The sequence below is a fragment of the Caballeronia arationis genome (assembly GCF_001544975.2).
Lineage (GTDB): Bacteria > Pseudomonadota > Gammaproteobacteria > Burkholderiales > Burkholderiaceae > Caballeronia > Caballeronia arationis.
In genome coordinates this window covers 20,662-31,428 of sequence record NZ_FCOG02000072.1, presented here as the reverse complement: position 1 = coordinate 31,428, position 10,767 = coordinate 20,662, and the positions used below count along the sequence as shown (strand labels likewise).

Genomic DNA, 10,767 nt, shown 5'->3' with positions numbered 1-10,767 from the left:
GTGGCGGGGCCGAACATGCCCCGCCACAGGCGCTCGCGCAGCAGGGCGTTCGGCCGGCCGAATTCGAGCGTGTAGTGGATCCGGCGCGTGAACGCGCTATCCAGATTCTTCGGCAAGTTGCTGGCGAGGATGGCCACGCCGTCGTGCTCTTCGAGTTTCTGTAACAGGTACGCGACTTCGAGGTTGGCGTAGCGGTCGTGCGCGTCCTTGACTTCGGAGCGCTTGCCCATCAGCGCGTCGGCTTCGTCGAACAGCAGGATCGCGTTGGAGCCGTGCGCCGCCGAGAAGATGCGATCGAGGTTCTGTTCCGTCTCGCCGATGTATTTCGAGACCACCGAGGCGAGGTCGATCCGGTAGAGGTCGAGGCCCGCCGCGTTCGCGACGACCGAGGCGGCCATCGTCTTGCCGGTACCGGACGATCCGGTGAACAGGATCGCCAGGCCGGCGCTTTGTCCGGTGCGTTCGAGCATCCGCCAGTCGTGATAGACACGTTCGCGTTGCCCGATCGCGTCCGCGATTTCGTGGAGTTGCCTGAGCGTGTTGTCGGGCAGCACGATTCGCGACCAGTCGTGCTGGCGCACGACGCGCGTCGCAAGTCGCCCGAGCGCCTCGTCCGCGCGCAGCCCCGCCTGCGCCGCGAGTTGCCCGGCGCGCGCGAGGCAGTCGGTATCGGCGGGGTGCTCGCCCGGAGTTGGCATGGCGTCGCGTTCGGGCGGCATCAGCGAGGCGACGACGGCGGCGATGCGCGCCGGGCCGATCGCGAAGCGTCGCGCGAGCGCCCGGGCAAGGAGCGAGCACGCGTCGGCCGCGCGCGACGCTTCGGCCGGCTTTAGCGGCCCCTGGCTCGCGAGCAGGGCGCTCTGCCACAGGCGGCGGCGTTCCTCGACGTCCGGCAGCGCGAGTTCGACGCGCACATACGGCAGATCGGCGAGCCGCTGCGCCCAGGTGCCGAGCGCACTCGTCGCGATCGCGACGGGCGCGGGCGCATCGATCAGCGCCTGCGCGAGCGGCCGGGCATGGGCGGCGCGCTCGATGTGCCCGGCGTCGGCGGGACTATCGTCGTCGATCACGATTTGCGCGCACGCGAGCCGCGCCGCGAGCAGCGCGCCGCGCACGCATGCCATGTCGCGTTCCGCCGCGAGCGCGGACACCGGCACGCGCAGTGACGCCCGGTCGTGCATGTGCGCCCAGTGCAGCGCGGCCGCGATGCGATCGCACGAATCGTCGCCGACGAGCAACGCCACGCGCACGTTCGACGCTTGCATGAGCGCCTCGCGCGTCGCCGCGCTCACGTGCGCGGCGGTTTCCGGCGTCAGCCAGTGGAGATTCGGCGCCCAGCGCGGATCTGCGAGCGGCTGGCCGGTCAGCGCCTGCGCCACCAGCGGCGTCAGGACGAAACCCTGCTGCAGCGAGGAGCGGGGCGTGGCATCGTCGAGCCATTCGAGCGCGCCGCTCGCCGTGAGTGGCGCGCAGCGCGCGAACCAGCGGCGCTGCGCCGGCGCGCCCGCCCGCGCGCCGGACAAAAGACGCAGCGCGAGATCGGTCGTCAGATGCTTGCGGGCGACGTCGTTGTTCAGGTAGGCGTAGAGCGCCTCGTAGCGCAGGTCGAGTTCCGGCGCGAGCGCGAGCAGGATAATGTCGAGTTGTGCGTCTTCGATGCCGAGGCGCGCGCCGAGCCGGGCGAGCGGGCCGTCGGGTTCGATGCGGGGCGCGAGCGCCCGGGCCTGCGCGCCAAGCTCGGCGGCCGGGTCGCCATTGCCGTTGGCGAGCCGCGTGCTCAGCAGCGCGTCGACTTGCTGGTCGGAAATGTAGATGCCCCGCAACTCGTCGAGCGAAAGTTCGTAGCGCGCCCGCAGCCGCAGGATTTCTCGCTCGATGAGGCAGTCGAGCCACGCCAGAGCGGGCTGCTGGTCGATTTCCAGTCCGGCGGTGACGGAGTCGGAGCGGGACATCAGATCCACTCCAGGTCGATGCGGATCTCGTCCGAGCGCGCGTCGTTTCGTTCGGATTGCCCGCGCAACCGGATGTCGCGCGCGATACCGGTCATCGCGATGAGGACGTGAAGAGGCGGCCGCACGACTTGCCAGTGCCAGCGTCCGGCTGCCGGGGACGACATGCTGCCGCGCCGGCCGAGCAGGTTGGCGCGCAGGTAGGGCAGGCTCGCGCCGCGCATGCCCGGCACGCGCTGGGCGATGCGCCGCCACGCGAATTGCGCGCATGCGATGAAGACCGCCCGCCAGGCGGGCGGGCAGCCGTCGTGCAGCAGCGCATGATCGAGGGCGCGCCAGTCACGCAATGCCTGGCGCGCGGCCGGCAGCGTGACCGCGAGGCCGTCGCGAGGCGCACCGTTCGAGGCCGGCTCGGCGGGCCCTTCGTCCGCCGCCATAAGATGCAGACCCGTTGCGGCGTCGCGGATGGGCGGCTCGACGCGGGTCAGCGCGCACCACATGCCTGTCGAGCGCTCGCTTTCGACGACGATCCGTGGCCGCATGGCCGCCGTCTCCGGGGCGCCGCATGAGGTCGGCGGTTCGCGAAACCGCAGGTGCAACGTCGTGTCGCGCAAGTGCCGGGCGGCGTGGGTTTCGTGCGCGACGCGTGCCTGCGCCGCGTGCGGGTCGTCGCGCAGGCGGGCGGTGAAGGCCTCCCATGTGAACCGTGCGTCGACGCCCAGCACCGCGCGCCACGCCGCGTCATGCCAGACCGGCGCGGCGTGTTCCGGTCCCGCCGCGCACGCGAGCACGGCGAGCAGGCAGGCGGAGTCGAGGCCCGCAGCGCCGGTGAAAAGCGCCGCGAGCTCGTCGAGAAGGATCACGAGACCCGGGGCGCAACTCACGTGCGCGACAGGCGTGCTTTCCGCGCACGCTGCCTCGGCCGCCGCCGATGCGCCGCCATCGAGTGCCGCGCGCGCAGCCTGCGCGAGCGCGCGCAGGCTGCGCCCGTCCACGCCGCTCAGATGAACGAAGACGCGCGCGCCGGCGGCGTCGCGGGAGAGCGGCGGCTCCGCCGCGCCCGGCCTGCCGGTCAGCGCATCGAAAAGCGCGTGCTCGCCGCGCCGATGCGCCTGGACGGCCAGCGCGACGACTTCGGCGGCCGCCAGCGCGTACGCATCGAGCGCCGCACCCGCGCGCGCGCACGAAGCCGCGAGCGCGAGTGCGAGGGCCGGCGTGCGGTCGATGCCGCGAAACCGCTCGTCGCGCACGGCATCGAGAAGGGCTTCGCCGGGCGCCGCCGTGCCGTCGCACGGAGCGCCGACGGGCAGTTCGTCGAGGACCCGCCGCAGTTCCGTATCGTCGAGCGCATCGAGAAGCGCTGGCCATTGCTCCGGCGCGATGGCGGCGAGCGTCGCCACGCCGTCATCGAACGTCAGGACGGTGCGGATCGCGGCGGCTGTCGGCAGCATCCGCAAGCCGTCGAAGGCGGCGTAATACCAGCAGCCCCATGCGCGGCCTGCCGCCAGATCGACTACGAAGCGCGCCGCATAAGCCGCCTGCGACGCGAATCGCAGCACTTGCGGCTCAGTCGATTCGATGCTTTCGACGAGCCGCCGCGTGACGCGCCGCGCCAGCGCGCGTGCCGCCAGCGTCGTGTCGCAGGCCAGGTCGAGATCCAGTTCGATCTCCAGCGAGCGGATCAGAAAGACCTCGCCGCGGTGGCGTTCCAGATAGGGTTCGACCGCGAGCGCCAGTTCGGCCTGAACGGCGCGCGTGATGGCGTCCACCTGCGCCTCGACCGCGTGCGGCGCGGGATGATCGCGCGCCACGCGGATCTCGTTGCGCCAGAGTTCGATCGCGAGGGTCGGGGCGTTCATCGCTCGTCCTTGCCCGGCCGGCGTTCAGGGCCGCGCGCCGACGGCGATGAAATGGAAGGCGCAATCCTGCGGGGTCGTGCCGGCGGAGGCTGACGGGTCGATGTCCCGGCTTTGCACGTCGAAGCCCGCGGCCGTGACGTTGCGCACGCAGATGACGTTGTCGTCGTTCGGCGGATCGACGAGCGTTACGGTCACGACAGGCGACGCGGCGAACGACGGCGAGAAGTTCACGTGATAGGCGCCCGAATCGGCAAGGCCCACGTGCACCGCGTTCCAGCCCGCGCCGGAGGCGGAATTCGCCGCTGGCACGCCGCCCGCGACGAGCCGGAGATTGTCGAGTCCGCCGACGGCGAAGTCGCTGCCGGTTGCGCCGAGCTTGATGTTGCCCCGGACATCGAGCCGCTCGGCCGGCGTGATCGTGCCGATGCCGAGATTGCCCGCGGGCGTGACGCCGAGCTTGTCGTTGCCCGACCACAGCCGCGCCGCGCCGCCGGCCGCGTACCAGACCCAGCGCTCGCCGGCGCCCGGCTGCTCGACGAACGCGCCGGTATCGCGGTTGGCGAACGAAAAGCCGCCGCCGCCGCCGCCGCAATGGATCTCGCTCGGCTCGACATGCAGATTGCGGTTCGGCGTGAAGGTGCCGATGCCGACGTTGCCGCCGAACATCGCGATATCGCTGGACAGGCTGCGCGCATGGCCGATCCAGCTCTGGAATTGCGGCGCGCTTTCACTGCCCGCGCCCGTCTGCTGGAACTGCAGGCGCGAAGGGTCGTCCTTGTCGCTCATGACGGCGAGCGGCGCCAGCTGGCTGCCGTACTGCCACCAGACGCGCCCCGAATCGTCGCCCGGGCCGAGTTGGAGCCACTTGTTGCCGCCGAGCGGATTGCCTTGCGTTACGGGCGGCGGCAGCACGTCGAGGCGCGCGCCCGGCGTGGCCGTGCCGATGCCGACGTTGCCGGCCGCGTCGATGAACACGTCGCTCGTGGCGGGGTCGCCGTGCGTGACGTTGAAGCCGTTGCCGGCCGGCCCGTAATTGATGCGCCAGGCGAGGCTCTTGCCGTCGGTGCTCTGCAATCCGACGACTTCCCCCGTGGCGCCGAGCGGGCGGATCGTGAGCGGCTCGGTGAGCGCGCTCGCGCCCGTGCCGATGCCGACCTTGGCGTCGTCCTGGACGACGACGCCGTCGGTGAAATCGAATTCGAGCTGGCACGGATCGGTCTGCGCGGCCTGCAAAACCGCGCTGCCGATGACGAACCGGTTCGGGCCGTCCACCGCCGCGCCGATCAGCAACTGCAGGTCCTGTCCCTTGAGCGGGTTCACGTCCGCCCGGCGGCGCAGGGCGAACGCCACGCCCTTGCTGCGGTAGTCGGTGCCGTCCGCCGCCTGCCATTCGACACGCTTGCCGAACATCCGCAGGTCGCCTGTCATCCGCGTGGCTTCTTCGAGCCAGATCGGTTCGGTCGGTTCGATGCGGCCGTGGCACGTTTGCAGGTCGCGCTCGGCGAGTGCGAGGCGCTGGACGATTTCGTCGTTGGACTTGCCGGTTTCGCGTTCCAGCCACCGCGTGCGCAGGCGCAGCAGCCCGTTTGCCGCGATGATCGACTCCGCGACGAGACCCGCCTGGCGCCGGAACAGCGTCGACTGGATGGCGGTCGGTTCGTCGAAAGCGCCGAGGCTGCCGGGATTGCCTTGCAGCCAGGCGACGCGCCCGACCGGAATCAGCCAGCGGCCCGGTTCGTCGTCGTTCGGAAAGAGCTGCGCCGCGACCGAGCCGTCGGGCGCGAGCGGGCCGCCCGGCACGGGGGCGTCGTCGGGCAGGAACTGGCCGGGCGCGTCGCGGGCGTCGGTGAAGTTCGTGTCGTCAACAGTCACGCCGCTCTCGCGCTGGTTGACGTTGTTGCGAAGTCCGACCTCCACGGAAACCGATTCGCTCACGCGCGTGAACGCATCGACGGCGTCGCAGGTTTCGAATCCCGGCCGCACGCCGCCCGCCGATGCCTCGGCGTAGCGCAGCCAGACGTTCACCAGTCCGGACGGCTGCGCCGCGAACAGTCCGGCGTCGAGCTTGAACGGCGACAGCACGGCCATCAGGCGCCCGTATCCGTCGACCGCGATGCCCGGCGTGAGGAACAGTTCGACGCTGCCGTCGGAGGCGGTGCGGCTCGCGATCTCGATACCGGTGACGATTCCCCAGGTATGCGCGCCGAGCCGGTAGCGCCGCGCCTGCTCTCGCAGATAGGCGAGCAGGGTCTGCAAGTCGTCGGCGCCGAGATACTGGCCTTCGAAGAAATGCGGGCGTTCCGCGAATACGGTATCCATGACTTACCTCTTGTCGCGTTTGGGCGCGACGGGCTTTGCGCCTTTGGGAGGCGTCGGTTGCAGTTTCGCGATCAACTTCGATTGCGAATCGACTTGCGCCTTGAGCGCGTCGAGCTCCTTGCGCAGCGCGTCGAGGGCGGCGGGGGGCGGTTCGCTGGCGGCCGCGGCTTCGGCGGCGCTCGTGGCGGCGCTGCTCGCCGCCGCGCCATTTGTGGCGCCGCTCGCCGCCGCGCCATTTGTGGCGCCGCTCGCCGCGGACGTGCCGCCGAACAGGCTCGCCGCGATCATGTGCTGAATGACCGCGCCGCTCGCTGCATCGCTGACGGGCTTGACGAGCTGTTGCAGCATCAGGAACTGCGGCAACTGCGCGGCTTCGAGCGTCGAGAGCCGGTCCGCGCTTTCGCGCTGCAGCGTGGCCGCGCCGAGCAGCGACCCCGCGATGGCCTGCGGCGTGAGCGCGGCGCGATTGCTGAAGAGTGTTTGCGCTATGAGCGCCGAGGCGTCGTGGACCGGCGCGGGATCGGCGAGCGCGGGGTTCAGCCGCAGCAGCATGCGCTCCTGCAGCGTGTTGCCTGCTGTCGTGCCGCCTGCTGTCGTGCCGCCCGAGGCGGTTGCGTCCGCGGCTGTGCCGCTGGCGCCCGTCGCGGCGAGATCGGTGGTAAACATGCGCGTTGTGCGCTGGTTCGCGGCTTCGGTCGCACGCTCATTCGCTAAGAGGTCGGCGAGGTCGAAGCAGCAAAGCTGTTCGAGCAGCTTGCGCACGTTGCGCATGACTGGCGTGACGGAAAGCCAGTATTGCAGGGCGGGGAACGTCGTCGCGAATTTGCGGCGGGTGCTCCAGTTGCACACGCGCAGCACGCTGCACGGACTGTTGCTGACGTGAAGCACGGCGAGCGGCACGCGCTGGTCCTGGCTCGGCTCGGGGCAGGGCGGCAGGAGCGCCGCGCACAGGCAGGCGAGCAGCGCATCGACATAGACGACGAACAGCACCTGCAACGCCTGCTGGAACGCTGCGGCGTTGTTGCCGTTCGCCGGATCGGGAATTGCGAGCGTCTGCAGGCGCGCGATCAGCTCGCACTGATAGCCCGGCCTGCCCTGCAAGTAGCGCAGCAGGAAGTCCTTGACGCGCAGCGCCCATAGATAGAACGCGTGCGCGTCTCCTTGTGCGGGCGCCTGCGGGGTCTTGCTGACCAGATCCTGCACGCAGCATTCGAAACGTTGCAGCAAGGGCGAATCGGCGGCGCTCGGCCTCTGATCACTGGAGCCTTCGGGCGGCACACGATACACCTCGAACTCGAAGCCCTCGCAGATGACCGTTGCTTCGCACTGTGCGCTCGCCCCACGCGGTGCGCGGGCGGTGCTGCCCGAGCGTGCGCCTGTCGAAGCGCAGCCGCAGCCGCTGGCGACACCTCCCGACTTGCACGTGCAGCCGCTTCCTCCGTTGCCGCCGCAGCCGCAGCCGCAACTCGCGGCGCTCGAACTGTACAGGGGCTTGATACCGCGCGCGGGGGCCTCGGCATAGCGGATCGCCAGTACCCAGTCTTCTTCGGCCGCGTCGCACGGACCCTGGGTTTTGCCGGGCACGTACTGGCTGGGCGGATCGCACGGCGCAAGCAGGCGTTCCGCGTCCTTGCAGCGCTGGATCAGCGTGCAGACATCGACCTGCGTCGCATCGCAGACGACGATGTCCTCCCCGCACGGGCTGAGCGCATAGCCACAACTGACGGTGACGCCGGCGCCGCACGGATTGCACGTCACTTCGAGCCCGTTGACCACGCCCCAGCCGTGCAACTGGCGATTGTGCAGCCGGTTTTTTGCCCGAATGTACGCATCGAGCCGGTTGAGGTCGTCGGCGTTGAGTAGCTGGCCCGCGAAAAAGCGCGGCCGGCACACGCACTCGAGCATGCCGCAAGTCGTGCAGACAAGAGGCGGCGGCGCGCAGGACGCCACGCTCGCGGCCTGGCGCTGGCGCTGGCGGTAGAGGTCAGTGATGCTGTTCATCGCGGTGCTCCCGTCTCGCCTACCTTGCCAATCCGAAAATGCTCTCGAACGTTCCGCCTTCGATGCCGTCGCCCGTGAAGCGGTGGTCGCCGGACTGCATCCACGTGGGCGCGACGCCGGGCTGCGGCGCCCCGGGCGGCGAGGGCGGATCGAGTTTCGGCAGATGATCGGCGTCGAGCGCGCGCAGTTGCTTGCTCTTGTGATGGACGCCGCGTATGAAATCGCCATTGATGAGCACGCGCAGCGCGACCGGCCCGTCAATGGAGCTGGCGATCTTCGGCAAGCCCGGCAGCGCGATCTCGACAGCAGTCGCCATCTCGCCCGGCTGCAGCGGCGAAAAGCCGCTGGCGGGAACGCAGCTCTCCTTGAGCCTGCCGGGCGTGATCGTGCCGACGCGCTCCGAGTCGAGGTCCAGGTCGCACCAGCACTGGAGCAGGTTGCCGAATTTTTCGTCCGGCGTGCGGAGCTGGACATGGATCGACTTCGTGTCGAGGTCTTCGGGGGTCACGTCGGTGTCGAACGCGACGATCAGCGCCAGCTTTCCCTGCGGCGGCTTCTGGTTCATGTCGCCGTGTATCCAGTTGAACGAGCAGATGTGCGGCAGGTCCCAGTCGAGGCCCGCGCCGGGCTCGCCGTCGCAACCCTTCGGGATGACGAGGTCCAGCGTGCTGCCGGAGAGCGTCGCCGAGCCCGGCTGGTTGCAGGGCACGAACTGCGCCGTGACGGCGTCGATGCCCGCGCCTGGGGCGCCGGGCCCGCCCGGCTTGCCGTCCTGTCCCGGCGGGCCTTGCGGACCCACGCCGCCTTCGCCCCGTTCGAGCAGGCATGTCACGGCGGCGGCCAGGTCGGCCACACTCGGCACGACGACGCGGCCGAGCAGATTGTCGATGCGGGCGATCTGCGCCGCGCTGTCCGTCATCGGATCGGACGGCGGCACCAACGGATCGTCGAGCGCGAAGCCCGGCTGGTAGCCGTTGACGGTGGCGAGCACGATGCAATCGGCGCTCGCGCATTGCGGGCAGCCGTGCGGGCCGAGCGTCGCGCCGCAGTCCGCTGCGTCTATGCCCAGCACGGCCACGCCGTCGAGATAGCTCGCGAAGAGCTTGTCGTCGAGCGCGATGAGGGAGCGGCCGATACCGGTGCTGGCGGTCGTCGCGTTCGCGCCTGTCGCGAGCGCCGGCCCGAGCACCGGCGTCTCGCCGAGCGCGAGGCGATGCAAGTCGACGCTCTGCACGCTTTCGTTCGTTGTGCCCTGCGTGAGCACGAAGGCAGTGCGCGCGCCGTCGCCGAGCACGAGCGCGGCCGGGGTGTCGGCGAGCGGCGCGCTTTTCGCGCCGCTGCCGTCGAGCTTGGCCTGCTGGATCAGCTTGCCCGCGCCTTCGATCCAGACGAGCACGTCGGGCCCGGTGCTCGTGCCGAGCGTGAAGCCGACGACGTCGTTCGAAGCCACCGCGATCGACTTCGGATCGAGGCCGTCGACCGCCGGATCGAAATGCGCGATGCTGCCGTTCGGCGCGGCGGCATACAGGCGGCCGTCGCTGCCGAAAGCGGCGCCGACGAGCGCGCTGAGCGCGCTCGCGGCGCGCGCGACGATGACGCCCGGCGTGGCCGCGCTCGTGTCCCAGATCTGCACGGCGGCCGGCGTGGCGCCCGCCGTCACGGCGATGCTCGCGAGGCCGCCGCCGGGTACTGCCGCAAGCTGGACGCTGCTTGCGCCGGCGCTCGCCGGGATATCGACGGGCTGGGTCGCGCCACTGGAAAAGGCGGTCGCCGTCGTCGTGTCGATCGTGTGCAGCTGCGCCGGGTCGGCGGCGGTGGCGCCCGCCACTGCCGCGAACAGGCGCTTCGCGTCGGCGTCGAGCGCGATGCCGAGCACGCGCGTGGTGAAGGTGCGTGGCGCGAGCGGTGCCAGTGTCGCGATCTGGTATTGCTGAATCAGGCCGCCGCTCGGCTGCGGGTCCGCGACCGCGTAGAGCCGCAGCGTCGCGCGATCCGATGCGAGCGCCTGCGCCCCGGCGAGCGCGATGGTGGCATTCCAGGCCACGACCGGTGCGTTCGGAATCGCGGGCGCGGGCAACACCGGGTCGACAAGGACGTCGAATTCGTATGTTTCCAGGATGCGGTTCGGCGCGCAGCGCGTGTCGTCGCAGCCGCATTCGTCGTAGAGGACCGGCACCTCCTCGGTCGGGCATTCGCGGTAGCGAATGCAGAGCTGGAGCACGTGGGCCGGGCTCGCGTTGCCCGCCGCGGCGGGCGTCGCGCTCAGCGCCTTGACGGCGGGAAAGCATTGCAGCTCGACGGTTTCGTCGTCGAGAACCAGGATCTCGTCGCCGCAGCAATCGAGTGCCGAGCCGGGCCTGACGATCACGTAACGGTCGCGGCAGGCCGGGTTCGGATGCTGCACGACCTCAAGCCCGCAGACGACACCCGCACCATGCAGGCGCGCGTGGTGCCGCTTGAACTTCTCGACGACGTACGCCTGCTCGACGTCGAAGTCGGGCACGTCCATCAGCTTGCCGAAGAAGTAGTGATTGCGCAGCGGCGTATGCGTTTCGCACGGCGGACACGCCGCGTGCAATGTCGAGCCGCAGGTTGCGCAGCGTCCGTTGAGGGAGTGATGGTCTGAATGGCCCATGGTC

General features: G+C 70.3%; 5 protein-coding genes. All 5 read right to left on the bottom strand.

From position 1 onward, the window contains the following. Window positions 1–1,952, bottom strand: a 1,952-nt coding sequence (locus tag AWB81_RS47055; RefSeq protein WP_062640023.1) for an AAA family ATPase, incomplete at its 3' end; no start/stop codon positions are given. After that, complete coding sequence (locus AWB81_RS45880; RefSeq protein ID WP_062640020.1) at window positions 1,952–3,808, bottom strand: hypothetical protein; 1,857 nt, start codon at window positions 3,806–3,808, stop codon at window positions 1,952–1,954. The genes AWB81_RS45880 and AWB81_RS47055, both read right to left, overlap by 1 nt. A gap of 24 nt (window positions 3,809–3,832) precedes the next feature. Next, entirely contained in the window at window positions 3,833–6,127 is a 2,295-nt protein-coding gene (locus tag AWB81_RS28915) for a hypothetical protein (protein ID WP_062640018.1), read from the bottom strand. Between the two features lie 3 nt (window positions 6,128–6,130). Beyond that, entirely contained in the window at window positions 6,131–8,128 is a 1,998-nt protein-coding gene (locus AWB81_RS28910; protein WP_062640017.1) for a hypothetical protein, read from the bottom strand. A gap of 19 nt (window positions 8,129–8,147) precedes the next feature. Then, complete coding sequence (locus AWB81_RS28905) at window positions 8,148–10,763, bottom strand: hypothetical protein (RefSeq protein ID WP_062640015.1); 2,616 nt, start codon at window positions 10,761–10,763, stop codon at window positions 8,148–8,150. Window positions 10,764–10,767 lie beyond the last annotated feature (4 nt).

Bases quoted from the DNA above. Each gene is read 5' to 3' on its own strand.
- AWB81_RS45880 (WP_062640020.1), bottom strand. From the start codon at position 3,808: ATGAACGCCCCGACCCTCGCGATCGAACTCTGGCGCAACGAGATCCGC.
- AWB81_RS28915 (WP_062640018.1), bottom strand. From the start codon at position 6,127: ATGGATACCGTATTCGCGGAACGCCCGCATTTCTTCGAAGGCCAGTAT.
- AWB81_RS28910 (WP_062640017.1), bottom strand. From the start codon at position 8,128: ATGAACAGCATCACTGACCTCTACCGCCAGCGCCAGCGCCAGGCCGCG.
- AWB81_RS28905 (WP_062640015.1), bottom strand. From the start codon at position 10,763: ATGGGCCATTCAGACCATCACTCCCTCAACGGACGCTGCGCAACCTGC.